Here is a 23991-nt window from a genome sequence, read left to right on the forward strand (position 1 = left end):
GGCCCGATCCGCAAGGGGCAGCCATCGAGAGACAGGATTGGTTTTGCGGCCGTATTCCCCTATATGGGGGCCGCGGCGGATCGCCGGCATGAGCCCGCGCGAGCGAAGAAGCCCTTCCTGTCCAAACGATTGTAAACCAGCCCTCGATGACCTCTGCGAGCGAATTGCGATCCGGTAAGGGTGACCGCGACGAGAATTTTCCCGTCGCGTCCTGGATCATTCATCCGCGTCATCGCGCCCTGATCCTGGCGTATTACAATTTCGTCCGCACCGCCGACGACATCGCCGACCACGCGACCCTGCCGCCCGACCAGAAGCTCGCTTATCTCGACCTGCTCGAGGCGGAGCTGCTCGGCAAGGGCGAGACCCAGGCTGAGGCCGTCATCCTGCGCCGTGCCCTGGCCGAGCGCGGCATGGCGCCGCGCCATGCGCTCGACGTGCTCATCGCGTTCCGCATGGACGTGACCAAGCTGCGTTACGAGAATTGGGACGAGGTCATCCACTATTGCCGTTACTCGGCGATGCCGGTCGGCCGCTTCATGCTCGATGTCCACGGCGAGAGCACCTCGACCTGGGCCGCATCGGATGCGCTCTGCGCAGGCTTGCAGATCAACAATCACCTTCAGGATTGCGGCAAGGATTTCCGCGAGCTCAACCGCGTCTATCTGCCGCGCGATGCGCTGGCAGCACACGGTGCCTCCGTGGAGCAACTCGGGCTTTCGCAGTCGCCGCCGGCGATGCTGGCCTGCCTGCAGGCGCTTGCGTCGCGCAACGAAGCGCTGCTCGACGAGGGCAGGTCGCTGGCTGCGGAGATCCGGGATTTCCGCCTCGGCGTCGACGTCGCGGTGATCCAGGCCTATGCCGATCGCATCGTGCGCCTCTTGAAGGTGCGCGATCCCCTGCGCGAGCGGGTGCACCTGAACAAGTTCGAGCTGCTCATCTTCAGCCTTGCCGGAATGATCGGCGAGGCCGGCCGCCGCGCAATCGGACGCAAGGCCATTTCCAGACCGGGGACTGCACATGACGCTTGAGGCGACCTCGCCCGGCGCCAATTATGGCTCGACCGCATCCGGCAGCTCGTTCTACGCCGCGATGCGCATCCTGCCGCATGACCAGCGCGAAGCGATGTTCCAGATCTACAGCTTCTGCCGCCAGGTCGACGACATCGCCGATTCCGACGGTCCGCGCGCGGAGCGGCTCGCCGCGCTTCAGGAATGGCGCAACGACATCGACGCGCTCTATCAGGGCAATCCGCCGCCGCGGCTGAAGGACTATGTCGGCTCGGTGAAGACCTTCGGCCTCAAGCGCGAGGATTTCCTCGCCATCGTCGACGGCATGGAGATGGACGTGCCGCAGGACATCCGCGCGCCCGACATGGCGACGCTGGATCTGTATTGCGATCGCGTCGCCAGCGCGGTGGGACGGCTGTCGGTGCGGGTGTTCGGCCTGCCCGAGGAAGACGGCATCCAGCTCGCCTATCATCTGGGCCGCGCGCTCCAGCTCACCAATATCCTGCGCGACATCGACGAAGACGCTGACCTTGGCCGACTCTATCTGCCGCGCGAGGCGCTGCTGCATGCCGGCATCACCTCCGACGATCCGAACCGCGTGATCGCCGAGCGCGCGCTGCCGAAGGTCTGCCTGCCGCTGACGCAGCGTGCGAAGGCGCATTTCGAGAAGTCGGACGAGATCATGAACCGCAACAAGCGCCGCACGGTGCGCGCGCCGCGGATCATGTCGAAATACTATCATTCCATTCTGGATCTCCTGATTGCGCGCGGCTTCAACGCGCCGCGCCAGCCGGTGCGTGTGTCGAAGGTCACACGTATCCTGATCCTGCTCCGCTACGCTTTCATCTGATGCAAAAGACAGCACATATCATCGGCGCCGGGATTTCCGGCCTTTCCGCCGCCGTGCGGCTCGCCAATGCCGGCTTCAAGGTCGCCGTGCACGAGGCGACGCAGCAGGCCGGCGGCCGTTGCCGTTCCTATTTCGACGGCGCCACCAATCTCACCATCGACAACGGCAATCATCTGCTGCTGTCGGGCAATAGCCACGCGCGCGCCTATGCAAGTTCGATCGGCACCGAGGCGGGCCTCGTCGGTCCTGAAACCGCGCAGTTTCCCTTCGTCGACGTCAAGACCGGGCAGCGCTGGCAGATCGATCTCGGCAATGGTCGTCTGCCGACCTGGGTGCTCGACGAAGGCCGCCGCGTGCCCGACACGGGCCTCACCGATTATCTGAAGCTGGCGCCGCTGATCTGGGCGTCGGAAGACACGTTGGTCGGCAAATCCATTCCTTGTGAAGGCGTGCTCTATCAGCGTCTGGTGCAGCCGCTGCTGCTCGCGGCGCTCAACGTCGATCCGCCCGAGGGCTCGGCCGGGCTTGCCGGCGCCATCGTGCGCGAGACGCTGCTTGCCGGCGGACAGGCCTGCCGTCCCCTGATCGCTCGCGATGGTCTCAGCGCCGTGCTGATCGAGCCGGCCGTGAAGTTCCTGCAGGACCGTGGCCATACCGTGCAGCTGGGCCATGAGCTGCGGTCCTTCACCAGCACTGACGGCAAGGCCAGCGCGCTGAATTTCGGCGGCGAGGATGTCGTTCAGATCGAGGAGGGGGACGTCGTCGTGATGGCGGTGCCGCCGCGCGCTGCTGCGAGCCTGCTGCCGGGCGTGAAGACCCCGACCGAATTCCGCGCCATCGTGAACGCGCATTTCCGGATCACACCGCCGCCGGGTTCGGCGCCGATCCTGGGCGTGATCGGCGGCGTCGTGGAATGGCTGTTCGCGTTCCCGAACCGGCTGTCCGTCACCATCAGCAACGGTGACCGGCTGGTCGACATGCCGCGCGAGGAACTCGCGCAGGCGATCTGGAACGACGTGTGCAAGGCCGGCGGGGTATCCGGCGAATTGCCCCCCTGGCAGATCGTGCGCGAGCGTCGTGCCACATTTGCGGCGACGCCGGCGCAGAATGCCCTGCGTCCGGGGCCGGTCACTGCGCTGAAAAACCTGTTCCTCGCGGGGGATTGGACTGCTACGGGATTGCCTGCAACCATCGAGGGATCGGTTCGATCCGGTGATCGCGCCGCCGATCTGGTTCTCGCCGCCAAAGGATCCTGAAAGGCGGCCCTGACGGGCAGACGTCCCGGCCAATTTCAATCGACTATCGGAGCAATCGAGCGAGATGGATTCCGTGAACGCGACCAGCCGCGAAGCCCTTCAACCAGGGACCTTGCAACCAGGGATCTTGCAATCGGGCATCCTGGAATCGAGCATTGCATCGGCGACACAGGGCGTCCTCGACTTCCAGCAGGCGGACGGCCACTGGGTGTTCGAGCTCGAGGCCGACTGCACGATTCCGGCCGAATACGTCCTGTTGCGCCACTATCTGGCAGAGCCGGTCGATGCCGTGCTCGAAGCCAAGATCGCCAATTATCTGCGCCGCGTGCAGGGCGCCCATGGCGGCTGGCCGCTGGTGCATGACGGCGAGTTCGACATGAGCGCCAGCGTGAAGGCTTACTTCGCGCTGAAGATGATCGGCGATCCCGTCGACGCCCCGCACATGGTGCGCGCGCGCGAGGCCATTCACGCCCGCGGCGGCGCGATTCATAGCAACGTCTTCACCCGTTTCCTGCTGGCGATGTTCGGCGTCGTCACCTGGCGCGCGGTGCCGGTGCTGCCGATCGAGATCGTGCTGCTGCCATTCTGGTCGCCATTCCACCTCAACAAGATCTCATACTGGGCGCGCACCACGATGGTGCCGTTGATGGTGCTCGCAGCGCTGAAGCCGCTCGCCAAGAATCCGAAGGGCGTCGGCATCGACGAATTATTCCTGCAGGATCCGCGCTCGATCGGCATGACCGCGAAGGCGCCGCACCAAAGCATGGCCTGGTTCGTGCTGTTTCGCTCGCTCGACGCCGTCTTGCGCGTGATCGAGCCGATGTTTCCGAAGGCCTTGCGCAAGCGCGCCATCGATGCGGCGCTCGCCTTCACCGAGGAGCGGCTCAACGGCGAGGACGGCATGGGCGCGATCTACCCGCCCATGGCCAACATCGTCATGATGTACGACGCGCTCGGCAAGGACGAGAACTTCCCGCCGCGCGCGATCACACGCCGGGGCATCGACAAGCTGCTCGTGATCAAAGACGACGAAGCCTATTGCCAGCCCTGCGTTTCGCCGGTGTGGGACACGACGCTGACGGCGCATGCGCTGCTGGAAGCCGGCGGCGACAAGGCGGTGCCGGCAGCCAAGCAGGGCCTCGACTGGCTGATCCCGAAGCAGGAGCTAGAGCTGAAGGGCGACTGGGCCGTGAAGCGGCCCGACGTGCGTCCGGGCGGCTGGGCCTTTCAATACAACAACGCTCATTACCCCGATCTCGACGACACCGCCGTGGTGGTGATGTCGATGGACCGCATGCGCCGGGAGCACGGTGCGACCGGCTACGACGCCGCGATCGATCGCGGCCGGGAGTGGATCGAGGGCATGCAGAGCGACGATGGCGGCTGGGCCGCCTTCGACGTCAACAATCTCGAATACTATCTCAACAACATCCCGTTCTCGGACCATGGCGCGCTGCTCGACCCGCCGACCGAGGACGTCACGGCGCGCTGCATCTCGATGCTGGCCCAGCTCGGCGAGACCGAGAAGACCAGCAAGCACGTGGCCGACGGGGTCGCCTATTTGCGGAAGACCCAGCACCCTGAGGGCTCCTGGTACGGCCGCTGGGGCATGAATTTCATCTATGGAACCTGGTCGGTGCTCTGCGCCCTCAACATGGCCGGGGTCGACCACGGGGATCCCATGATTCGCAAGGCCGCGGATTGGCTGGCCTCGATCCAGAACAAGGACGGCGGCTGGGGCGAGGACGCCGTCAGCTACCGCCTCGACTACCGGGGATGGGAGGCCGCCCCCTCGACCGCCTCGCAAACGGCATGGGCCTTGCTTGCCCTGATGGCGGCAGGCGAGGTTGATCACCCGGCCGTCGCCCGCGGGGTGGAGTACCTGATTGCAACACAGAACAAAAAAGGACTGTGGGACGAGCAACGGTACACCGCCACAGGCTTTCCGCGTGTATTCTATCTGCGATATCATGGTTACCCGAAGTTCTTCCCGCTGTGGGCGTTGGCGCGGTATCGGAACTTGCGGAACACCAACAGCAGGGTGGTAGGGGTCGGAATGTGACTTTGGGGACGGGGGACTATCTTACCGCGGGTAATGCCATCGACCCGCGGCCGATACTGATCGTGACCGGACTGGTTCAGGAGGCCCGCATCGCAGCCGGGCCCGGAATGGCGGTTATTTGTTCGTCCAGCAGCCCGACCCAGTTGCGGGCGCTGCTGACGGTGGTGGATCCGGAGACGATTCGCGGCGTGATCTCGTTCGGCGTGGCCGGCGGGCTCGACCCGAGCTTGCGCTCCGGCGACGTCGTGCTGGCGACCGAGGTGCTCGACGGCGACACCCGTTGGGCCGCAGGGCTCTCGCTCGGCGACGAATTGATCGACCGCCTGACCTCGGGCCGTCGCCGCGTGGTGCGTGGCAGCCTCGCCGGTGCCGAGGAAGTGGTCACCAAGCGCGCCTGCAAGGCGGCGCTGCACTCGGAGACGGGCGCTTCGGCCGTCGACATGGAAAGCCACATCGCGGCCGCCTACGCCGCCGAGGCCGGGCTGCCCTTTGCCGCGGTCCGCGTCATCAGTGACCCCGCCCACCGCGCGCTGCCGGCGCTCGCCCGTGCCGCGATCAAGCCGAACGGCCAGATCGACCTCGCGGCCGTCCTGCGCGGCATCGTGCGCAATCCGGCAACGCTGCATGCGCTGGTCTCGACCGGCATCGACTTCAACCGCGCTTTGCGCTCGCTGCGCGGCTGCCGCGACTATCTGATCGGCACGGAGCTCATCGAGAGCGAGGTAATGGTGTCGAAGGCGGCCTGAGCAGTTTCTGCGAGCACGCAAGAGGATAAGGGCCCGGTCGTGTGACTGGGCCTTTCTTTTTGAATTGCGTGATCGTCGTCACGGGCGGCGGGATCCATCGACCTGGCCTCCGCACCACCATCTGACGGCTTGAATGTGAGCCCATCTGCGATTATCTTACATTTGTCTTACTTTGAAAAGGTCGGGCAATGGCCGTCACGGACAAGCTCACGACTATCGTTTCCACCAAGGGCCAGGTCATTCTGCCCAACTCCATTCGCCGACGGCGGGAGTGGAAGGCGGGAACGCGGCTCACCGTCGAGGAGACTTCGGAGGGCGTCCTGCTGAAGCCGGCGCCGGCCTTTGCGGCGACGCGGCCGGAAGAGGTGTTCGGGGTCCTGGCTTACCGCGACAAGCCGAAGACGCTCGAAGAGATGGACGAAAGCGTGCTTGCTGAAGCCAGGCGGCGGCATGATCGCGATTGATACCAACTTGATCGTCCGCTACCTGACCGGAGATCACGCCACCCAATCCGCACGTGCCCGCGCCTTGATCGACGGCGAGAGGGTCTTCGCCGCGGCTACGGTGCTACTCGAAGTCGAGTGGGTGCTGCGAAGCGCGTACGGCTTTCAGGCCGCGGACGTCGTGCATGCGCTTCGTGCCTTCGCAGGACTTCCGACCGTTACCGTCGAGGACGGCGCGACGGTTGCGACGGCACTCGACCTTGCCGAGAGAGGAATGGATTTCGCCGATGCGCTGCATCTGACGAGATCCGGGCATTGCGAGGCCTTCGTCACTTTCGATCGCAAGCTCGTCAAGGCGGCGAAACAGGTGGGTTATGAGGGGGTACGCGAAGCCGAGTAGTGTGGCCCGAAGCCGACGGAGGGTGGATAACGATGATTGAGTAAACTCGCGCCCCGCAATTCCCGAGGAATAAAATGACAGTTGGATTGGCGCGCCGCTTTGGCGATCGAATACTGATCATTGCCGACACGATGATTTCATCGAGGTCGGCCGCGAAGAAAGACATTATCCCGGGCCGGGTCAAGGCGGTGGTACTGGCGGAGCACGTTTCGGCAGCCTACGCGGGTTCAGTCGATCATGCATTGCCAGCGTTACAGCGGGTGGCTCAAATCGCGCGTAGCAATGCCCGGATCGAGGATATAATCGAGCCGTTGAGGTCAACGAACGCTGAGACTGCGCACGATGAAGAATTAGTAACGGAGTTCCTGATTGCATCGCATCGCGATGGAATTGCGATGATGAAGGTGTGGCGAGGCGGCGAGATCACGAGGAGCGATAGTCTCTTATGGATAGGAGAGCCGTCAGTCGCGGATGCTCTAGTGAGTCTTGAATCTGCTGCGCCTATCCCAGTAGGCTGGCCAGATGAGGTTCGGCTCAATTGGGTCGCGGCGCAATTCCTCGGTGATCCTACTCGGTTCGTTGACGAGCACGTCGGTGGATTTTTCGTCACTCTGTTGGCTTCGCCAGTCGGGCATACTTATCAGGACATGGCCGGAGCAACCTTGTGCAACGATCTCCGTCTCAGTGGCGCGACTGCTGATGATAGTGGGGGACTGAGCGTCTATCACTATCAGGTTCTGCATGGTTTCTGGCGAGGCGCTGCCGTGTTGGCGGTCTATTTGCCTCAGCCCAAGCTGGGCTTCTTGTATCGCCCTCTTAGCATGGATCGGCCCGCTGACGTCATTGGCAATACTTCTCCAGAAGAGCTCCTTGGTCTCATCAGGAATGAAGCAACAACCATGGGGGCAACGATACGAAATTAGGGCGTAGGATGGGTTGAGCCCTTGCGAAACCCATCTCTTCCCGATCGCCGCTCTCCGTAATCGCGGTCATCATCTGATTGATCGCCCGCCAAATCGGCTGGAGGTTTGATGGGGAGGGCGTAAGCTAAACCCATCGCTTTCCGATCACCGTTCTCCATAATCGCGGCCATCATCTGACTGATCGCCCGCCCAATCGGCTGGATAGGTGCCGAGCTCCACGTGACGATGAAACGAGGACGGCGCCCAGTCGCGGACCCGGTCGACGAGCCTGTGTTTGACCGGATTGATATGAACATAATCGACGTGCCGAACGAAATCGATTTCGTCGCGAGTGGTTATGCTCCCAATATCTGCGTTGCCAGATGCCCCGTTCGCCTTTGGTCGAACGGCTCTGGGATATCCTCTCGTTTCGCGGCAGACGGCGCGAAAACGCGGACTTGATCAATTGCCAGCGCATCGCAAAATCGGCGTCGCCTCCGGGCAACGTCCACACGGTTTGAAGGTGATCTGGCAACACCACGATGGCATCGATCGTAAAGGGATGGCGCCGATGCGTCTCACGAAACGCGGAGCGCAACAGTCCGACATGATCCGTCAGAAACGATAGCTTCCGTTCCGCCAGATTGACGGTGAAGAAGAAGCATCCCCCCGGAACGAAGTTGCGGCGGTACGCGGTCATGGCGCGACGTTACCACGAAACAAGTGCGATGGGTTTCGCGAAGAGCTCGACCCATCCTACGGGCTCTACCCATCCGGGCTGTGCGCGTCAGCCTTGGCCAGGCACAGATCGCGAAGTTTCGGGGCTTCTCGGGAAAGACTTTGGCGATCGCGAAGACCGCGATTTCGTCCCTCGTATAGAACGCAAACGCTAAGGAGCGTTGCAATACTGACGTTCGACGCACGAATGCCAAATGAATAATTCAACCCGCTGACCAGGCAATCATTGAATCTCTCGGATAAAAGAATCACCGTGAAGATGACATTGCCTTTGGCGTCCGTTCGAGTATGTGAGAGGCACCTTGCGTCATCAGTAATTCGCCCCTTGAGATCATCAATGACATGCTCCGGGATTCCCATAGTCGTGAAAGCGGCTCTGTCATTCTTCAAACGAAGAAACACGTTCGTGTCATGAAACACCGCGATTGAAGAGCTCGTCAGGCTCCGATCGACCTTCTTTCCAGCGGCGCGCGAGATGTCACCGAGAACCTGTTGAACGAGGTAGAGACTGTTCGGCGAAAGGTTGCCAACATCAAAGAAGTTGAAGGCTGGCTCGCCTGTCGACATCGCGACTTCCATCCCGTTGGATTCGTCTCTCTGCCAGATGAAATGTTGGAAGCTCTGGTCCTCCTGAGCCACGGAAGGCGATACACCGCACGCAAGCAATGAGAACGAGATCAGCGCGACGGCCATTGCTCGCACGGCGACATCCCGACCAGCTTGAGCTAGTCGTCCCCTTACCGAGCAAATCGGGATATGTCCTGTTCCCTGCACATGGACGACGGGAAGGGGGAGAGCATTCGATCGGGCGGTAACGACCGCTCCAATTGGCCCCGGCAAGATTGCGAAAAATGCTCTTGCTGCGCTTCGAAAACGCGACGCTGGCAAGCGCCTCTCAGCAAATTCATGGTTGGCTAACATCGGCAAACTCTTGGCTCGTAGGATGGGTAGAGCGAAGCGAAACCCATCGATTGCGGAGGGTGCAACGATGGGTTTCGCGAAGAGCTCATGGATCCCAAGCCCTAGCCGCCTGTTTCTCAGTTGTGAAGTCAGGGCTGAAGCCGCGTGCGAAGGCAGCTTGAAGCGATGCCCAAGTTCCGGTGGTCTCCCGCTGGGGGCGTAAAATGACGGCGTCACCGTGCCGCGCCACCTCGATCTCATCGCACGGCAAATGAAACTGCGTCGGCAATCGGACGAACTGAGAGCTGCCGAACTTGAAGATCCTGGTGATGTGGGGCAGGTCAGCCTCCTGTAGACGCTGACGCGAATATACAGCTTCAGGTCGAAGCACGCGAGATCGTTCATCGTGCATTCCTCCCTCCTTCCGTAGGATTGAAGGCGGGGACAATGAGACGACCGCTGTCTTCGACCGATGGGGAGCGATGCGGCAAGCTGCAAAACGACCCGTCGGGCAAAACACCCGTAATCCGTCAACCCCCTCCCGCAAAAATATTCCACTTTCCAGAATTTCGGATTTATGGCATAGAGCGCTTATCCCGGCCCTCCCAGAGGGGCGCTTCGCGATCGTCACGAGATGCGGGTCGGGGTGCGGTGGACGCGGCAGCGCCGGCGCGGAAGGCGGGGACAGGGACGGGCGACCGTTGAGTCATGCGCATCGCGGGACGAACGGCGCGGTCACAGCGGTTTTGGTCGTCGTCCGGGGGCGAGCACACGCTAGCTCTCGGCGATCAGGTCAAACCGTCCGCGGACGGAGAAGTCGTGTGGTCCTGACGCCCGCAGGCTGGCGTCAAGCCTAGCGGTGATGCGGCGGCCCGACCGGGCACGCGCATCGGTCATCCGCAAGGCGACGGGGGCAACAGTGCATCGCTCCCCGAGGAGAGCACGAAGGACACCGTTAAAACCATCCGCGCAGGGAAGGCCGGGCGACCGGCAACGCCTGTAGTCCACCCCGTGTGCGTTTTTCCATGCACGCGGACCGCGGGTGCCGCCGGCGCCCGGCCTTCCCTGCGCCCTCTGGTCTTTCACAGGGCGAAACGAACAGCAAAGCTCGGGCGAAAGAAGCCGCGAGAATGTTGACGCGTGTCTGCGAGCAAGAGCGCATGGCAAAAGCAAGCTGGTGCCGCCCTCTCCGTCATTGCGAGCGCAGCGACTTGTCCGCCGAAGCCTTTGGCGAAGGCGGAAGCAATCCAGAATCTTTCCGCGGAAGGATTCTGGATTGCTTCGTCGCAAGGGCTCCTCGCGATGACGGCGTGGAGAGAGCGGGCAACACATTCGCGACTCGTGCCCCGGACGCAGCGCAGCGTCCCCCCGGCGATGCGAAGCATCGTCCGGTTCGACGATGCGCTGCAGAGCCGGGGCCCATGCATCGACACGGCACGCCGCTGCTGGATCCCGGCTCTGCGCAGCAGCGCAAAGAGCGCTGCAGCGCGTCCGGGACACGGGCCGCTCGTCTGACGGCGCACAAGACAAAGGCCCGGTCGCGTTGGCGATCGGGCCTTTCTCGGTTGTAGATATGATTGGCGCTTACGCCGCCGTCGAAGCCTTCTGCGCGGCCTTTGCCTGCGCGGCCTCGGCCTCGTCCTTGCGGATCTCCGACAGGCGCTTCTGCACTTCCGCCGAGAAAATGTACTGCGCCGGGCGCTGCTTGCTCATGTCGATCTCCGGCGCCATGGGACCAGAGGTCCTGATGCCGCGCAGCGACACCCACATCGCCTTCAGCGGGTTGTTGAGGGCTGCGGTCGCCGCGGTCGGCTCGTAGCCGCAATGGGCCATACAGTCGGCGCACTTCTCGTACTTGCCGGTGCCGTAGGTCTCCCAGTCGGTGGTGTCCATCAGCTCCTTGAAGGTCTTGGCGTAGCCTTCACCGAGCAGGTAGCAGGGCTTCTGCCAGCCGAAGATATTGCGCGCGGGCATGCCCCAGGGGGTGCACTCGTATTCCTGGTTACCGGCGAGGAAGTCCAGGAACAGGCCGGAATGCATGAAATTCCACTTCTTGCCCTTGCCCATCGCAAAGACGTCGCGGAACAGCTTCTTGGTCTTGGTGCGGTTGAGGAAGTGCTCCTGGTCCGGCGCGCGCTCATAGGCGTAGCCGGGCGACATCGAGACGCCGACACCGAGCTCGACGGTGAGGTCGAGGAACTTCGCGATCTCCTCGGCCGGATGGCCGTCGAAGATGGTGGCGTTGACGTTGACGGTGAAGCCGCGCGCCTTGGCCGCCTTGATTGCGGAGACGGCGCGATCGAACACGCCCTTCTGCGACACCGCCTTGTCGTGATGGTCCTTCAGGCCGTCGAGATGCACGGAGAAGAACAGATACGGGGAGGGCTCGAACAGATCGAGCTTCTTCTCGAGCAGCAGCGCGTTGGTGCAGAGCGAGACGAACTTCTTGCGCTCAACGAGGCCGCGCACGATCTCGCCGATCTCCTTGTGGATCAGCGGCTCGCCGCCGGGAATGGCGACCATCGGCGCGCCGCACTCGTCGGCCGCGTCCCAGCACTCCTGCGCGGTCATGCGGCGGTTGAGGATCGCATCCGGATAATCGATCTTGCCGCAGCCGACGCAGGCGAGGTTGCAGCGAAACAGCGGCTCCAGCATCAGCACGAGCGGATAGCGCTTGCGGCCAAGCAGTTTCTGCTTGAGCAAATAGCCGCCGATACGCATTTCCTTGAAGAAGGGGATGGCCATTACAAGTTTCTTTCTGGGCTTTTCAATTCGGGTGGGTCAGCTCGCAGCCAGTTGGGCCGGAAGCCGGAATTCGATGTTTTCCTCGCGGCCCGGCAACACCTGGACCTTGACCGGTCCGATTCGCCGCATCGCTTCGATCACGTCATCCACGAGTACCTCGGGCGCCGAAGCGCCGGCCGTGATGCCGACGGTCCTGGCATTTTTCAACCACTCCGGATTGAGCTCGCTGCCGTCGGCAATCAAATAACTCGCAACGCCGGCTTCGGTGCCGATTTCGCGAAGCCGGTTCGAATTCGAGCTATTGGCAGCGCCCACCACCAAGATCACGTCGACCAGCTTGCTCAAGTCCCTTACCGCAGATTGGCGGTTCTGTGTCGCATAGCAGATATCCCGGATATCCGGACCTTGAATATCTGTAAAGCGGGTCTGAAGGGCCGCGATGATATCCTTGGTGTCGTCGACCGACAGGGTGGTCTGGGTGATATAGGCCACTGGCGTATCCGCCGGCAGCGTCAGGGCCGTAACCTCTTGAACGCTTTGGACAAGCAGCACGGGGGCGGGAACCTGGCCCATCGTGCCCTCGACCTCGGGGTGGCCGGCATGGCCGATCAGGATCAGCGTGCGGCCCTTGGTGATGTAGCGCTTCCCCTGATTGTGAACTTTCGTGACCAGCGGGCAGGTGGCATTGAGCACGGGAAGGTCGCGCGCGGCGGCCTCTTCCTCGACGCTGCGGGCGACGCCGTGAGCGCTGAAGACCGTCACCGCTTTCGGCGGCACCTCGGACAACTCCTCGACGAAGATGGCGCCTTTGTTTTTCAGGCTCTCGACGACGTATTTGTTGTGCACGATCTCATGGCGCACGTAGACGGGCGGGCCGTACTTCTCCAGCGCCCGTTCCACGATCTCGATCGCACGCACCACGCCCGCGCAGAAGCCGCGCGGTTGCGCCAGATAAACTTCCATTGGTCGCCCATCACGCAAATTGCACCAATCCGCTTCGTAAGTCCCGGCGGCACCTCGATACTGACCAATGCGTTGCAATATCCGCACCATTGGTCCGCGCACGCGGTAGCCACCCACCCCCGTCGGGGCTCCGGCGCATGGAGGCGCAATACTTTGTGTCAAAAAATCGGCGGTAAGGAAAGCTCGAATGGACCTGGGTTCCCTGCCGAGCCGATTTTACGGTATTATAGTAGAGACGTGGGTGTATGCAAGCCAGCGGCATCAGTGACCAGCCCTTCGTCACGTTCCCGCCTCAACTCCCCGGCTATACCGACCGCCCCGCATGATTTTGCCACGGTCTGCCGCCGTTTACCTCGAACCTTCTGGCGGCGAGAGCCTCTCAAAACAGCAATAGGTTTCGCCCGGGAACTCCGATAAACAGCGGGCGTTTCCGGCAAGCTGTTAACCGCAGAAAGAAAAGAAGTGCTGCAAAGCGTAGTCGTTGCCATCGTCAGGGCCTGCACCCGGTTTGCCTCCCTCGTCGTCGTTCTCGGGCTCCTGCTGTCGGTGGGAGCGGGCTATTACGCTGCGCGCCACTTCGCCATCAACACCGACATCAATTCGCTGATTTCCCAGAACCTCGACTGGCGCAAGCGTGACCAGCAGTTCGACAAGGCGTTCGATCAAAACGAAACGATCCTGGCTGTGATCGAGGCCCGGACCCCGGAGATGACGAGCGCCGCGGCGGACGCGCTCTATGCCAGGCTGAAGGACGACAAGACCAACTTCCAGTCCCTGCAGCAGCTCGGCAGCGGCGAGTTCTTCGAAAAGAACGGACTGTTGTTCCTGCCGACCGAAGAGGTCGGCAAGATCACCAGCCAATTCGAATCTGCAGCGCCCCTGATCGAGATCATGGCTGGCGATCCCTCGATCCGCGGCCTGACCGGCGCGCTGGAGACGGGACTCGCCGGCGTCAAGCGCGGGCAGGTCAAGCTCGATAACACCGAGCGTCCTTTCAACCTGATCGCGCAGACGGTCGAGACCGTGCTCAACAAGGGCAATGCGAGCTTCTCCTGGCGCGAGCTCGTCAGTGACGAGCCGCTGAAGGATTCGGACAAGCGCGCCTTCATCGAGTTCAAGCCGATCCTCGACTACAACGCGCTGGAGCCCGGCAAGGATGCCACCGACGCGATCCGCAAGGCCGCAGTGGATCTGGATTTTGCGACCAAATACCAGGCGCGGGTGCGGCTGACCGGTCCGGTCCCGATCGCCAACGAGGAATATGCGACCGTCCAGGAAGGCGCCGTCGTCAACGGCGTCGGCACGGTCCTCGTCGTGTTGCTGATCCTGTGGCTGGCGCTGCATTCGTCGAAGATCATCTTCGCGGTGTTCGTCAATCTCTTCGTCGGCCTCGCGCTGACGACCGCGGCCGGCCTGATGATGGTCGGATCGTTCAATCTGCTGTCGATCGCATTCGCGGTGCTTTTCGTCGGCCTCGGCGTCGATTTCGGCATCCAGTACAGCGTCCGCTACCGCTCCGAGCGCTACAAGCACAACGATCTCACGGGCGCGCTGGTGCTGGCGGCGAAGCGCTCGGCGGTGCCGCTGTCGCTCGCGGCGATGGCGACCGCGGCCGGCTTCCTTTGCTTCATGCCGACCGACTACAAGGGCATCGCGGAGCTGGGCCAGATCGCCGGCGTCGGCATGCTGGTGGCGTTCCTTTCCTCGATCACCGTTCTGCCGGCCATGCTGAAGCTGCTGAATCCACCCGGCGAGAAGGAGCCAGTCGGTTACGCCTTCCTGGCGCCGCTCGATCACTTTCTGGAGAAGCACCGCGTGCTGGTCGTGGGCGGCACGCTGATGCTGGCGCTCGCCGGCCTGCCGCTACTCTATTTCATGAAGTTCGACTTCAACCCGATGAACCTGCGCAACCCGAGGGCGGAATCGATCGCGACCTTCCTCGACCTGCGCAAGGATCCCAACACCGGCGCCAATGCCATCAACGTGATGACCACGTCCGAGGAGCAGGCAAAGCAGGTCGAGGCGAAGCTCGAAAAGGTGCCCGAGGTGCTGCGGGTGATGTCGCTCAACAGCTTCGTGCCGGAGGATCAGCCGCCGAAGCTGAAGCTGCTCGCGCAGGGCGCCAAGGTGCTGAACCCCGCACTCAACCCTGATCAGATCGATGCGGCGCCGACTGACAAGGAAAACGTCGAGGCGCTGAAATCCTCGATCGACAATCTGCGCCGGACCGCGGGCGATGCGAAGGGGCCGGGCTCGATCGCCTCGCGCCGTCTGGCAGACGCGCTCGAAAAGCTCGCCAACGGCGACGAGGCCACGCGCAACAGGGCGCAGGACGTGTTCGTCACGCCGATGAAGATCGTGTTCGACCAGCTCAGGAACGCGATGCAGGCCGGGCCCGTCACCCTGAGCTCACTGCCGCCCGATCTCGTCAGCGCCTGGAAGAGCAAGGACGGCATCATCCGCGTCGAAGCGCTGCCCAAGGGCGATCCCAACGACAACGACACGTTGCGCAGATTTGCGGCGGCGGTGCTCGTTGCCGAGCCGACCGCGATCGGCGGGCCGGTCTCGATCCTGAAATCCGGCGACACCGTGGTGCGGGCGTTCATCCACGCCGGCATTTACGCGCTGCTGGTGATCGGCCTCTTGCTGTGGATCACGTTGCGGCGGTTCGTCGACGTGCTGATGACGCTGGTGCCGCTGCTGGTTGCCGGCGCGGTGACGCTCGAGATCTGCGTGTTGATCGGCCTGCCGCTCAACTTCGCCAACATCGTCGCGTTCCCGCTGCTGCTCGGCGTCGGCGTCGCCTTCAAGATCTACTATGTCGTGGCCTGGCGCTCGGGCAGGACAAACCTGCTCCAGACCAGCCTGACGCGTGCGATCTTTTTCAGCGCGCTGACGACGGCGACCGCGTTCGGCAGCCTGTGGCTGTCGAGCCATCCCGGCACGTCCAGCATGGGCAAGCTGCTGGCACTCTCGCTGGTGACGACGCTCGCTGCCGTGCTGCTGTTCCAGCCGGCCCTAATGGGCAAACCCCGCAATCTCAGGGAGTAGGCAGATGTCGCCGACCGGGTCGGCGGCACCTTTCTGACCCGGCTTTGCGGGGGCGGTGGTGCTCTTTTGGGCCGCCGCCGGCGCAGGCGCCGCTGTCGCGCCCATCGTGCCCTGAGCCTTCGGCGCCGCGCCGGTGGACTTGGGCGCGCCCTTGGCCATGGCATTGGCGGTGCTCAAGGGGATCGGCGGGCCGACCCGGGTCCAGGTCTCGCCGCCGCAGAGGAAGCCCATCACGCAGCCCTTGATTTCGAGCTGGTCGGCGCCGGCCGGCGTGATGGTGGCGCTATAGAGCTGGCCGTCCTTGGCGTTGTAGACCTGCCCTTCCCATTGATCGGCGCCGGGCTTCTTCTTCATGTCGATCAGCGTTGCCATGCCCAGCGTCGGCCTGGTCTTTTTCGAGGCATCCGGATTGTTCTCGTCGCGGCCGCCGGGCTGCTTTTCCCAGGAAACCGCGCCCCACATGCTGCCATTGCATTGGGCGACGCGAATGTTGGCGACGCCGTCGGCAACCCGCCAGTCGCCGGTGGGATCCGCGGCGAGCGCCGGGGTCAGGCAGGTGTAACCGCCAACCAGTATTAGTCCGGTGTAAAGGGCTAAACGCATGATAGTTCCTTGGCAGTGCAACATGGGCTAAAGCTGTGCTTGCGAAGATGGTCCGAAAAAGGGCAAAAGGCCGCACAGACCGTTTTCAGTAACGGTCCCTTTTCAGTTGACGAGACGGCCCTCAACCGAAGTATGTAACGGATGCACAGCCCAAATCCAGACATGTCTGAGCTTTTCGCGGACCGTCAGGCCCAGCGCAGCACCCTGCATAATCGGTATCTGAACGAGCAGTTCGTTCGGGTTCTCAAGACCATCGGCTACGATGTCGGCTTCCAGAAGGGGCAGGGGCAGTATCTCTACGATCGCGACGGCGCGCGCTATCTCGACCTGCTGTCCGGCTTTGGCGTGTTTGCGATCGGGCGCAATCATCCGGTCATGCGCGACGCGCTTAAGAGCGTGCTCGATGCCGACCTGCCCAACCTCGTCCAGTTCGACGTCTCCGTGCTTGCCGGTGTGCTCGCCGAGCGGCTGCTGAAATATGTCCCCTATCTGGACAAGGCGTTCTTCGCCAATTCCGGCGCCGAATGCGTCGAAGCCGCGATCAAGTTCGCGCGCGGCGCCACCGGCCGCCCCGGCATCGTCTACTGCGCCCACGGCTATCATGGCCTGACCTATGGCGCGCTGTCGCTGACGGGTGATTCGAACTTCCGCACCGGCTTCGAGCCGCTGCTGCCGGGCTGCACCTCGATCCCGTTCAACGATCTGGCCGCGCTGGAAAAGGCGCTGGCCTCGCGCGAGGTCGCGGCGTTCGTGGTCGAGCCGATCCAGGGCAAGGGCGTCAACATGCCCACCGACGAGTTCCTGCCGGGCGCTGCCGCGCTCTGCATGAAGTACGGCACGCTGTTCGTCGCCGACGAAATCCAGACCGGCATGGGCCGCACCGGCCGCTTCCTCGCGGTCGAGCATTGGAACGTCGAGCCCGACATGGTGCTGCTGTCGAAGTCGCTATCTGGCGGCCACGTGCCGGTCGGCGCGGTGCTGACGCGCAAGGCCATCTTCGACAAGATCTTCAACCAGATGGACCGCGCTGTGGTGCACGGCTCCACCTTCTCCAAGAACGACCTCGCGATGGCCGCAGGCATCGCCACGCTGGACGTGATGGAGTCCGAGAAGCTGATCGAGTCCGCCGCCAAGCGCGGCGCCGAGCTGCGCCTCGCGCTGACGCGCATGGTGCCCGGCTACGAGCTGATGAAGGAAGTGCGCGGCAAGGGCCTGATGATCGGTGTCGAGTTCGGCCCGCCGAAATCGCTGCGGCTGCGCGCCTCCTGGAACGTGCTGGAGACAGCCAACAAGGGCCTGTTCTGCCAGCTCATCACCGTGCCGCTGTTCAAGGATCACAAGATCCTCACGCAAGTGGCCGGTCACGGCAGCCACACCATCAAGCTGCTGCCGCCGCTCACCATCACCGAGGAAGATTGCAGCTGGATCGAAAAGGCGTTCGACGACGTCATCGCCGGCAGCCATAAGGTCCCCGGCGCGATCTGGTCGCTCGGCAAGACGCTGGTGGACAACGCGGTGAGAAGGTCGGCCTGAATTCGGCCGAGCTATCCCGGCAATCGTCATTGCGAGCGAAGCGAAGCAATCCAAACTATCTCGGCGGAGACAGCCTGGATTGCTTCGTCGCTGCGCTCCTCGCAATGACGTTGTGCGTTAGTTCTACCCCGCCACATTCGCCTTCATTGCTGTCTCGAACTTGTCGACGAACTCGGCCAGCTCGTCGGCGCCGATATCGCTGACGGCCCAGAAATTCAGGCCGCGCTCGCCCCAGCGGCGGCAGTTGAAGCCCTGCGTGGTCTGGGTCTTCGGCGGCCGATGTTCGGTGCTCGCGGTCTGCGCCACGAACAAATTGATGACGTGCTGGCGACGCTTGTAGACGACGGCGCCGATGGCGCGTGCGTCGATATAGTCGAGCCGGCCGCCGACCAGGGTAAAACCCTGCGCGGTAAGATCGATCACGGGCGGGGCGACATCGAGCTTGCCGTTGAACCACGGCTTGACCGTGTGCTGGTCGGTCGAGATCACGTCGGTGAGGTGGCCAGCCTGCAGCGAGCGCAGATGCGCGGAGACGACCTCCGAGAGGATGCGCTGCTGGTCGTCCTGGCGCAGCACGATGGCGACGATTCCGGTTGCGGCGAGCGCGGAGACCGCCGAGCCCATCGCAAAGCCACGCAGCACGGAGCGGCGCGTTGGCTGCTGGCGCTGCGGTTGCGGCAGCGAGGCCTCGATCCGCGTGCGCAGGCTTGCCGGCGCGGTGTAGCGCAGACTGGTATTGGCGAGCTCGCGCTGCATCTCGCGCTGTGCGGCAAGCTCCGCCGCGCAGTCCGGGCAGCTGGCGATATGGGCTTCGACCTCGCGCGCGTGGCCGGCATCGAGCTCGTTGTCGAGCAGCGCGTGAAGCAGGATCCTTGCTTCGTCGCAGGTCATTTCGCTTGTTCCTCCTCCGCCGTCCAGGCCGCGCGCAGCAGGGTACGGGCGCGAGCGAGGCGGGACATCACAGTGCCGATGGGCGCGCCGATGGTCTCGGCGATTTCACGATAGGACAGGTTGTTGATCTCGCGCAGCACGAAGGCTTCCCTGAACGGTTCGGCGAGCGCGTCGATCAGCCTGCGGATGGCGCCAGCATCGCGGCTGCGCAGCACTTCGGTCTCGGGACTTGCCTCGCTCTCCTGCCATATCGGCGTCTGCTCGTTGGCGCCGGGCGTGTCCTCGATCGCGCTGGGCCGATGCGCGCGCCGCGCATATTCGGCGTTGCAGACATTGCGCAGGATCGCGAACAGCCATGGCTTCATCGCCGGCCCGCGATAGCTGTCGAAGTGCTTCAGCGCGCGCAGATAGCACTCCTGCACCGCATCTTCCGCGTCGGAGGCGTCGCGCAGCAGATAGCGCGCGAGCGTGTAGACGTCGTCGAGATAGGGCAGCGCCGCCTCGCGGAAGCGTTGCGCCTTGTCCAGATCGTCGCTTGTCGGTGGCATCGCCGCTCGCTTTGCCGTTTCGCCTGATGTCGCCGAAGACGCAGGAGCCCGGCCGGCGTGGGACCACCGGCCGGGCAAGACGTTGATGCCTTGGTTGGAGACGTTACTCAACCTTGATCATCCCCGTCATGTGCGGGTGGAGCGAACAAAAATACTTGTAATCGCCCGCGTTGGTGAAGGTGAAAGAGAACTTGTCGTCAGTGTCCAGGGTCTTGGACCTGAACTTGCCGGCCGACACCACGGTGTGGGGGATGTCGTCCCGGTTGGTCCAGGTCACGGTGGTGCCGGCCTTGATCTTGAGCTCGGCCGGCTGGAAGACGAAATTGTCGATATGGATCTCCATGTCGTCGGCACGAGCGCTTGTTGCGGGCAGCAGGATGGCCGCGGCCAGAGCGAGGCCGAGATCGACGCCGAAGGCGCGGCGGTTGAGGGTCTTCATTGTCAGCTTCCACCTTAGCCCTGGAGCGGCGTGTCGATGATCGCGAGCCGCTGCTCGTTCTGCTTGAAGTTGATGCTGGCAACGCCGAGCATGCCGCGGAGCCTGGCGTCCTCGACCTTCATCGGTCCGGGCGAGGCGGCGGCTCCCGGCGCCGGCTGCGGGAAGGCGGTGGAGCGCGCGGTGTGGAAGGTGACGTTACCCTCGACCTTCTGCATCACCTGGTGAATGTGTCCGTTCAGCACGGTGACCGAGCCAAAACCCTTCACCTGTTCCAGCGCGCGGCCGCCGTCCTCGGTGCCCCAGCCCCATTCCGGATAGACGGTCCAGAGGGGGATGTGGGCGAACAGCACGATCGGCGTCGATTTCGACTTGCCGCGCAGATCGTCCTGGAGCCAGGCAAGTTGCTCGGCGCCGAGATTGCCGAGGCCGCCGGCCTTGAGGTCGACGACGTTGACGAGGCCGATGAAGTGCACGCCGCCGGCATCGAAGGAATACCAGCCCTGGCCTTTGGTGCCGCGGCCATAGCGCTCGCGATACAACTTCACCTCCTCGTCGAGGAAGTCATGCTCGCCGGGCACGTAGTGCACGTCGAGCTTGGTCTGCGAGATGATGCGCTCGGCGTTGTCGAACTCGGCGGCTTTCGACAGATGGGTGATGTCGCCGGTGTGGATCATGAAAGACGGCTTGGCCGGCATCGCGTTGATCTTGTTGACGGCCTCCTCCAGCGTGCCGAGCGCGTTAGGATTGGCCGGCTTGTCGAAGCCGACATGGCTGTCGCTGATCTGGAGGAAGCTCATGCCAGGCGCGGCTTCGGTCGCAGCCTGTGCGGAATCGATGATGCCGAGCGAGCGCGGCACACCGCCGGTGACGGTCCAGAGCACCCCGGTGCCGGCCCAGGTCATGCATTCCAGCACCTTGCGGCGGCTGACGCCGTCGCCGCCGTGATCATGTCCGCTCATCGCATCTCTCCACGTCGCCCGGAATTGGGCTTTCAGAGGAGGTGATCGGGGGAGGGGGAGGCTTATTCGCGGGAGGTGATGACGATTTCGTGAGGGGAAGTCTCGTGTCCCGGGCGCAACGCAGCACCTCTTGGTGATGCGTTGCAGAGCCGGGACCCAGAAGGCGGCGCGGCACGCGGTGAGATGGGCCCCGGCTCGGCAGCGCATCACTGCGTGCTGCGCTGCGTCCGGGGCACGAGACTATTTTGCGAACTCTCTCACGGCCTCGGCCGCACGCTCCGGCACTTCTTGCGCCACGCAATGCCCGGCGTTCTCGAACACCAGCGTGCTGACGCGCGGAATCAGCGACACCGCGCGTCGCGCCATCTCCCAGTAGATCGGACCGGACTTCGCCGCGGTCGTGACGCGCACCGGGCAGTCGATTTCGGTGAGCGAGGCAAACGGATTACCGCGGGCATCGCCGACATAGACCTGCTCCATCGCCTCGTAGATCGGACGCAGGATTGCGGCCTCGATCTCCGGCGTGCAACAGAGCCGCACCCGGCCATCGTCGAGCGGCACGAAGCCGTGGCGCACATAGGCCCGCAGCGAGGTCTCGGTCCAATCCGCAAACGCCGGCGCGGTGCGATAGCGTTCGAAGACGGCCTCAGCACTGTCGAATTCGGCGCGCCGGCGCAGCGTGCCCTGGACTCGCGACAGGGATTCCTCGCCCAACCATCCGGCGCGCGCCGCGCGCGGGTCCATGATGGTCGGCTCCATCACGAACAGGCGTGTGAAGCGTCCGGGCAAGAGTTTTGCCGCCAGCAGAAGGTCGGTCGCGCCGGCGCTGTGGCCGATGCCGTAGACGTCGCGCAGCTCAAGTGCATCGATCACCCGGCAGACATCCTCGGCATAGTCCAGGAAGTGATAGGCGCCGGGCTTGTGGCTGGCGCCATGGCCGCGGCGGTCGAGCGCATAGACCGTATAGGTCGATGCTAGCTCGCGCGCGACTTCGTCCCAGACGTCGGCGACGAAACCGGTGCCATGCACGAGCAGAGCAGGCGGCTTGCCGCTTTCACCCCATTGCAGCATGGCGATCGCTGCGTCGGCGGGGCCGATTGAAAAGCGGTGAGGATTGATCATGCGACAGGATGCTACTTCGCATCCTCCAAAATCATCGTCGCGCCCTTCTCGGCGATCATCGCCGTCGGCGTATTCGTGTTGCCGGAGGTGATGGTCGGCATGATCGAAGCATCGACAATGCGCAGGCCTGCGAGCCCGTAGAATCGCAGGCGTTCGTCGACCACCGCCATGGGATCGCTCACCGCGCCCATCTTCGCAGTGCCGACGGGATGGAAGATGGTGGTGCCGATATCGCCGGCAGCCTTTGCGAGCGATGCATCGTCGTCGCCGACGGAGGGGCCGGGCAGATATTCGCTCGGGCGATATCGTGCCAGCGCTTTCTGCTGCATCAGGCGGCGCGTGGTGCGGATGGCGTCGGCGCCGACCTGGCGGTCGTCGTCGGTCGACAGATAATTCGGCGCGATGATCGGCTTCTCGTCAAGGCTCGCCGAACGCAGCCGCACGGTGCCGCGCGAGGTCGGCTGCAGATTGCAGGCACTGACCGTGATGGCGGGGAAACGGTGCAGGGGATCGCCGAACTTGTCGAGCGACAGCGGTTGCACGTGGAACTGGATGTTGGCGCGGGCGCGCGTCGCGTCGGAGCGCGTGAAGATGCCGAGTTGCGACGGCGCCATGGTCAGGGGACCGCGGCGGCGGAAGGCGTAGTCGAGGCCCATCAATCCGCGGCGAAACAGATTGTAATAGGTCTCGTTCAGCGTGCGCACGCCCTCGACCTTGTAGATCGCACGCTGCTGCAGGTGATCCTGCAGATTGCGGCCGACGCCGGGCTTGTCCATGACAATGTCGATGCCGAGCGGCGACAGCCAGTCGGCGGGGCCGATGCCGGAGCGATGCAGCACCTGCACCGAGCCGATCGAGCCGGCCGACAGGACCACCTCGCGTTTCGCTCGCGCTTCGATCAGCTCTCCGTTCTGGATGAAGCGCACGCCGACGGCGTGGCCCTGCTCGATGATCAGGCGGTCGACCAGCACGTGCTTCTCGAGCCGCAAATTGGGGCGCCTCAAGGCGGGCTTGAGGAAGCCGCGCGCCGAGGACCAGCGCCGGCCGCGCTTCTGGTTGACGTGGAAGTAGCTCGTGCCTTCGTTGTCGCCGGTGTTGAAATCCGGGATGCGCTTGATGCCCATCTCCTCGGCGGCATCGCCGACGGCATCGAGAACGTCCCAGGACAGCCGCGGCGCCTCGATGCGCCAGCCGCCGCCGGCGCCGTGATGCTCGCTGGCGCCGAGGAAGTGGTCTTCGAGCTTCTTGAACAGCGGCAGCACGTCGTCATAACCCCAGCCGGTCATGCCGAGCTGTCGCCAGTGGTCATAGTCCGCGGCCTGGCCGCGCATCGAGATCATGGCATTGATCGCCGAGCAGCCGCCGATGACCTTGCCGCGGGGATAGGCGAGCGAACGGCCGTTCAGGCCAGGCTCGGCCTCGGTCTTGAACATCCAGTCCGAGCGCGGATTGCCGATCGCGAAGAGATAGCCGACCGGGATGTGGAACCAGATCCAGTTGTCGTCGCCGCCGGCTTCGAGGACGAGGACGCGATTGCCGGGATCGGCCGACAGCCGGTTGGCGACGATGCAGCCCGCCGTACCGGCCCCGACGACAATGTAATCAAATTCACCCTCGAGCCGTCTCGGCATTCTGCTTCCACCCAACCGGCGTCATGGCCGGGCTTGTCCCGGCATCCACGCACTTTCTGTTCTAATAGTCAGACGTGGACGGCCGGGACAAGCCCGGCCATGACGAGAGGACAGGGTTACCCTCGGCCCGCGGCAGTTGGGTGGACTGGCGCTTGCATGGTAGACAATCCTGCATTTTCAACAAAGCTTGAGACCCTCC

General features: G+C 63.6%; 20 protein-coding genes and 1 pseudogene. 10 read left to right on the plus strand and 11 right to left on the minus strand.

Annotated features, from left to right (window positions below):
• Positions 1-146 precede the first annotated feature (146 nt).
• The 8 genes from hpnC to GGD67_RS15095 all read left to right on the plus strand — a co-directional run bounded on the left by hpnC (position 147) and on the right by GGD67_RS15095 (position 7690).
• Complete coding sequence (gene hpnC, locus GGD67_RS15060; RefSeq protein WP_179733952.1) at positions 147-1031, plus strand: squalene synthase HpnC; 885 nt, start codon at positions 147-149, stop codon at positions 1029-1031.
• Positions 1021-1860, plus strand: coding sequence for a presqualene diphosphate synthase HpnD (gene hpnD, locus GGD67_RS15065; RefSeq protein WP_179733954.1), 840 nt, complete (start codon positions 1021-1023; stop codon positions 1858-1860). Before hpnC ends, hpnD begins: the two co-directional genes overlap by 11 nt.
• Positions 1860-3116: a hydroxysqualene dehydroxylase HpnE gene (gene hpnE / locus GGD67_RS15070; protein WP_179733956.1), complete on the plus strand. Its 1257-nt coding sequence runs from the start codon at positions 1860-1862 to the stop codon at positions 3114-3116. The genes hpnD and hpnE overlap by 1 nt, the downstream gene beginning before the upstream one ends.
• Positions 3117-3180: 64 nt before the next feature.
• Positions 3181-5178 carry a squalene--hopene cyclase gene (shc, locus tag GGD67_RS15075; protein ID WP_179733958.1) on the plus strand — a complete coding sequence of 666 codons (1998 nt, stop codon included), beginning with the start codon at positions 3181-3183 and terminating at the stop codon, positions 5176-5178.
• Positions 5175-5924, plus strand: coding sequence for a phosphorylase (locus GGD67_RS15080; protein ID WP_179733960.1), 750 nt, complete (start codon positions 5175-5177; stop codon positions 5922-5924). The genes shc and GGD67_RS15080 overlap by 4 nt, the downstream gene beginning before the upstream one ends.
• Before the next feature lie 188 nt (positions 5925-6112).
• Positions 6113-6388, plus strand: a complete 276-nt coding sequence (locus tag GGD67_RS15085) for an AbrB/MazE/SpoVT family DNA-binding domain-containing protein (RefSeq protein ID WP_179733962.1) — start codon at positions 6113-6115, stop codon at positions 6386-6388.
• Positions 6375-6767, plus strand: a complete 393-nt coding sequence (locus GGD67_RS15090; RefSeq protein WP_179733964.1) for a type II toxin-antitoxin system VapC family toxin — start codon at positions 6375-6377, stop codon at positions 6765-6767. Before GGD67_RS15085 ends, GGD67_RS15090 begins: the two co-directional genes overlap by 14 nt.
• 74 nt (positions 6768-6841) lie before the next feature.
• Complete coding sequence (locus tag GGD67_RS15095; protein WP_179733966.1) at positions 6842-7690, plus strand: hypothetical protein; 849 nt, start codon at positions 6842-6844, stop codon at positions 7688-7690.
• Positions 7691-7834: 144 nt separating this feature from the next.
• Here GGD67_RS15095 and GGD67_RS15100 read toward each other — a convergent pair.
• The 4 genes and pseudogenes from GGD67_RS15100 to ispH form a co-directional block, all read right to left on the minus strand.
• Positions 7835-8369 (minus strand): annotated as a pseudogene (locus GGD67_RS15100) (REP-associated tyrosine transposase).
• A gap of 65 nt (positions 8370-8434) precedes the next feature.
• Complete coding sequence (locus GGD67_RS15105) at positions 8435-9100, minus strand: hypothetical protein (RefSeq protein WP_179733968.1); 666 nt, start codon at positions 9098-9100, stop codon at positions 8435-8437.
• 1791 nt (positions 9101-10891) lie between these two features.
• The gene (gene hpnH / locus GGD67_RS15110; RefSeq protein WP_018315701.1) at positions 10892-12052 is read right to left on the minus strand and encodes an adenosyl-hopene transferase HpnH; all 1161 of its coding nucleotides are present in this window, start codon (positions 12050-12052) and stop codon (positions 10892-10894) included.
• Between the two features lie 36 nt (positions 12053-12088).
• Positions 12089-13015 (minus strand): 4-hydroxy-3-methylbut-2-enyl diphosphate reductase, encoded by a 927-nt coding sequence (gene ispH / locus GGD67_RS15115; protein ID WP_018315702.1) that lies wholly within the window; start codon positions 13013-13015, stop codon positions 12089-12091.
• A gap of 462 nt (positions 13016-13477) precedes the next feature.
• Here ispH and GGD67_RS15120 point away from each other — a divergent pair, with 462 nt between their 5' ends.
• Positions 13478-16066 carry an MMPL family transporter gene (locus tag GGD67_RS15120; protein WP_179733970.1) on the plus strand — a complete coding sequence of 863 codons (2589 nt, stop codon included), beginning with the start codon at positions 13478-13480 and terminating at the stop codon, positions 16064-16066.
• Here the strand turns inward: GGD67_RS15120 and GGD67_RS15125 are convergent.
• Entirely contained in the window at positions 16034-16669 is a 636-nt protein-coding gene (locus tag GGD67_RS15125; RefSeq protein ID WP_179733972.1) for a DUF2147 domain-containing protein, read from the minus strand. The two genes, GGD67_RS15120 and GGD67_RS15125, sit on opposite strands and share 33 nt — an antisense overlap.
• A gap of 141 nt (positions 16670-16810) precedes the next feature.
• On the opposite strand from GGD67_RS15125, the gene hpnO reads away from it, so the two are divergent.
• Positions 16811-18202 (plus strand): aminobacteriohopanetriol synthase HpnO, encoded by a 1392-nt coding sequence (gene hpnO, locus GGD67_RS15130; RefSeq protein WP_179733974.1) that lies wholly within the window; start codon positions 16811-16813, stop codon positions 18200-18202.
• Positions 18203-18325: 123 nt separating this feature from the next.
• On the opposite strand, the gene GGD67_RS15135 is transcribed toward hpnO, so the two are convergent.
• The 6 genes from GGD67_RS15135 to GGD67_RS15160 form a co-directional block, all read right to left on the minus strand.
• A complete protein-coding gene (locus tag GGD67_RS15135) occupies positions 18326-19093 on the minus strand; it encodes an anti-sigma factor (RefSeq protein WP_179733976.1) in 768 nt (255 codons plus the stop codon).
• On the minus strand, positions 19090-19641 hold the full coding sequence (locus GGD67_RS15140) for a sigma-70 family RNA polymerase sigma factor (RefSeq protein ID WP_179733978.1): 552 nt from the start codon (positions 19639-19641) through the stop codon (positions 19090-19092). The genes GGD67_RS15135 and GGD67_RS15140 overlap by 4 nt, the downstream gene beginning before the upstream one ends.
• Positions 19642-19744: 103 nt before the next feature.
• Positions 19745-20080 carry a cupredoxin family copper-binding protein gene (locus GGD67_RS15145; RefSeq protein ID WP_018315708.1) on the minus strand — a complete coding sequence of 112 codons (336 nt, stop codon included), beginning with the start codon at positions 20078-20080 and terminating at the stop codon, positions 19745-19747.
• A 14-nt stretch (positions 20081-20094) separates the two neighbouring features.
• The gene (locus tag GGD67_RS15150; RefSeq protein WP_179733980.1) at positions 20095-21039 is read right to left on the minus strand and encodes a metallophosphoesterase; all 945 of its coding nucleotides are present in this window, start codon (positions 21037-21039) and stop codon (positions 20095-20097) included.
• 240 nt (positions 21040-21279) lie between these two features.
• Positions 21280-22161 (minus strand): alpha/beta fold hydrolase, encoded by an 882-nt coding sequence (locus GGD67_RS15155; RefSeq protein ID WP_179733982.1) that lies wholly within the window; start codon positions 22159-22161, stop codon positions 21280-21282.
• 11 nt (positions 22162-22172) lie between these two features.
• Positions 22173-23792 (minus strand): GMC family oxidoreductase, encoded by a 1620-nt coding sequence (locus GGD67_RS15160; protein ID WP_179733984.1) that lies wholly within the window; start codon positions 23790-23792, stop codon positions 22173-22175.
• Positions 23793-23991: the final 199 nt, after the last annotated feature.

The sequence above is a fragment of the Bradyrhizobium sp. IAR9 genome (genome assembly GCF_013408065.1).
GTDB lineage: Bacteria > Pseudomonadota > Alphaproteobacteria > Rhizobiales > Xanthobacteraceae > Bradyrhizobium.

Coding starts and splice junctions, on each gene's coding strand:
- hpnE (WP_179733956.1), top strand. CDS start 1,860: ATGCAAAAGACAGCACATATCATCGGCGCCGGGATTTCCGGCCTTTCC.
- GGD67_RS15145 (WP_018315708.1), bottom strand. CDS start 20,080: ATGAAGACCCTCAACCGCCGCGCCTTCGGCGTCGATCTCGGCCTCGCT.
- hpnO (WP_179733974.1), top strand. CDS start 16,811: ATGCACAGCCCAAATCCAGACATGTCTGAGCTTTTCGCGGACCGTCAG.
- GGD67_RS15095 (WP_179733966.1), top strand. CDS start 6,842: ATGACAGTTGGATTGGCGCGCCGCTTTGGCGATCGAATACTGATCATT.
- GGD67_RS15155 (WP_179733982.1), bottom strand. CDS start 22,161: ATGATCAATCCTCACCGCTTTTCAATCGGCCCCGCCGACGCAGCGATC.
- GGD67_RS15150 (WP_179733980.1), bottom strand. CDS start 21,039: ATGAGCGGACATGATCACGGCGGCGACGGCGTCAGCCGCCGCAAGGTG.
- GGD67_RS15090 (WP_179733964.1), top strand. CDS start 6,375: ATGATCGCGATTGATACCAACTTGATCGTCCGCTACCTGACCGGAGAT.
- hpnC (WP_179733952.1), top strand. CDS start 147: ATGACCTCTGCGAGCGAATTGCGATCCGGTAAGGGTGACCGCGACGAG.
- GGD67_RS15085 (WP_179733962.1), top strand. CDS start 6,113: ATGGCCGTCACGGACAAGCTCACGACTATCGTTTCCACCAAGGGCCAG.
- ispH (WP_018315702.1), bottom strand. CDS start 13,015: ATGGAAGTTTATCTGGCGCAACCGCGCGGCTTCTGCGCGGGCGTGGTG.
- GGD67_RS15140 (WP_179733978.1), bottom strand. CDS start 19,641: ATGCCACCGACAAGCGACGATCTGGACAAGGCGCAACGCTTCCGCGAG.
- GGD67_RS15160 (WP_179733984.1), bottom strand. CDS start 23,792: ATGCCGAGACGGCTCGAGGGTGAATTTGATTACATTGTCGTCGGGGCC.
- hpnH (WP_018315701.1), bottom strand. CDS start 12,052: ATGGCCATCCCCTTCTTCAAGGAAATGCGTATCGGCGGCTATTTGCTC.
- shc (WP_179733958.1), top strand. CDS start 3,181: ATGGATTCCGTGAACGCGACCAGCCGCGAAGCCCTTCAACCAGGGACC.
- GGD67_RS15125 (WP_179733972.1), bottom strand. CDS start 16,669: ATGCGTTTAGCCCTTTACACCGGACTAATACTGGTTGGCGGTTACACC.
- GGD67_RS15135 (WP_179733976.1), bottom strand. CDS start 19,093: ATGACCTGCGACGAAGCAAGGATCCTGCTTCACGCGCTGCTCGACAAC.
- hpnD (WP_179733954.1), top strand. CDS start 1,021: ATGACGCTTGAGGCGACCTCGCCCGGCGCCAATTATGGCTCGACCGCA.
- GGD67_RS15105 (WP_179733968.1), bottom strand. CDS start 9,100: ATGGCCGTCGCGCTGATCTCGTTCTCATTGCTTGCGTGCGGTGTATCG.